This window comes from Xanthomonas sp. SHU 166 (assembly GCF_000364685.1).
Lineage (GTDB): Bacteria > Pseudomonadota > Gammaproteobacteria > Xanthomonadales > Xanthomonadaceae > Xanthomonas_A > Xanthomonas_A sontii.
Genome location: NZ_AQOJ01000626.1, coordinates 1 through 1,672 on the forward strand (window position 1 = coordinate 1; position 1,672 = coordinate 1,672).

Here is a 1,672-nt window from a genome sequence, read left to right on the forward strand (position 1 = left end):
CAAGGAGGTGACGAAGCATCTGTCGCGGCTGAAGCCGCTCCTACAAGTTCCTTGCGTCCGACAGAAAAAAAGCGATCAACAGCAACAGCTTTCGCCTGTCGGCGAGTCACTTTTCTTTGCTTGTGCAAAGAAAAGTAACCAAAAGAAAGCACACCCCGCAGCGCGCCCTCCGCGCTGACGCGCTCCGGGTCCGCAGCCACGACGGACATTTTTCGACGGCACATCCATGTGCCGGCGAAAAACGACGCGCATCCTGCGCGTCGCCCTTCGGGTATTCGCCCGCCGCAGCTGCCGCGCCGAGGGGCCCCCGGTAAAGCAGAAGCGCAACAGCCAAAGCAAGAGCCAGAGCCAAAAGCTAACGCAAGAGCCAAAGCCAGAGCCAGAAATGCCAGTGCGACCGAATTCCCCTGCCACCGGAACCACCATGAACTTCATCTCCACCCGTAACGCCGCTCCTGCCGTCTCGCTCAGCCAGGCCATCGCCGCCGGACTCGCCCCCGATGGCGGCCTGTACGTCCCCGAGCGCCTGCCCGCCGCCCGCGACCTGCGCGCCGGTGCCAGCCTCGCCGAGACCGCCGCGGATCTGCTGGCGCCGTTCTTCGATGGCGACGCTCTGGCTGCGGACCTGCCGGCCATCTGCGCGGAGGCCTTCGACTTCGCCGCGCCGCTGCAGCCGCTGGCCACGCCCGGCGACCACGCGCTGGAGTTGTTCCATGGGCCGACCGCCGCGTTCAAGGACTTCGGCGCGCGCTTCCTGGCCGCCTGCCTGACCCGGCTGCGGCGGGGTGCGGAAACGCCGTTGACCATCCTCGTCGCCACCTCCGGCGATACCGGTGCCGCGGTCGCGGCCGCGTTCCATCGCCAGCCCGGGCTGCGCGTGGTGGTGCTGTATCCGGACGGGCGCGTGTCGCCGCGGCAGGCGCATCAACTCGGCTGCTTCGGCGACAACATTCAGGCGCTGCGCGTGGCCGGCTCGTTCGACGATTGCCAGGCGCTGGTGAAGCAGGCACTGAACGACGCCGACCTGCAGGCGCAGGCGCCGTTGAGTTCGGCCAACAGCATCAGCCTGGGGCGCTTGCTGCCGCAGATGAGCTACTACGCGCATGCAGCCCTGCAGCACCATGCCGCGCATGCGCAGCCGCTGAACCTGGTGGTGCCCACCGGCAACCTGGGCAATGCGCTGGCCGCGATCCTGGCGCGTGCGCTGGGCGTGCCGCTGGGCCGGATCGTGCTGGCGACCAATGCCAACCGCGTGCTGCCGGACTTCTTCGCCGGCGCCGATTACGCGCCGCAGCCCAGCGTGGCGACCCTGGCCAATGCGATGGACGTCGGCGCGCCGAGCAACGTCGAGCGCTTGCGCTGGCTGTACCAGGGCGACGACGCCACGCTGCGCACCCAGTTCCAGGCGTACTCGGTGGACGATGCGCAGATCCGCCAGACCATCGGCGAGCGCTTCCGCCGCTACGGCGAGGTGCATTGCCCGCACACCGCCACCGCGCTGCACGTGCTGCAGCAACTGCGTGCCGAGGGCGCGGAGGCGGACGCCGGCGATTGGGCGGTGGCGGCTACCGCGCATCCGGCCAAGTTCGAAGGGGTGGTGGAGCCGCTGATCGGGCAGCCGGTGGCGGTGCCGCCGGCCTTGGCGGCGCTGCTGCAGCGGCCGGCGCAGGCC

Annotated in this window: 2 protein-coding genes; one reads left to right on the plus strand and one right to left on the minus strand. The window is 69.3% G+C overall.

Annotation, left to right across the window (positions count from 1 at the left end):
• Nucleotides 1-209: hypothetical protein (locus D180_RS24620; RefSeq protein WP_232760518.1), on the minus strand; the 209-nt coding region annotated here is incomplete at its 3' end.
• Nucleotides 210-424: 215 nt separating this feature from the next.
• Between D180_RS24620 and thrC the strand changes: the two genes are divergently transcribed.
• The coding region (gene thrC, locus D180_RS15225) for a threonine synthase (protein ID WP_017913471.1) at nucleotides 425-1,672 on the plus strand (1,248 nt) is incomplete at its 3' end.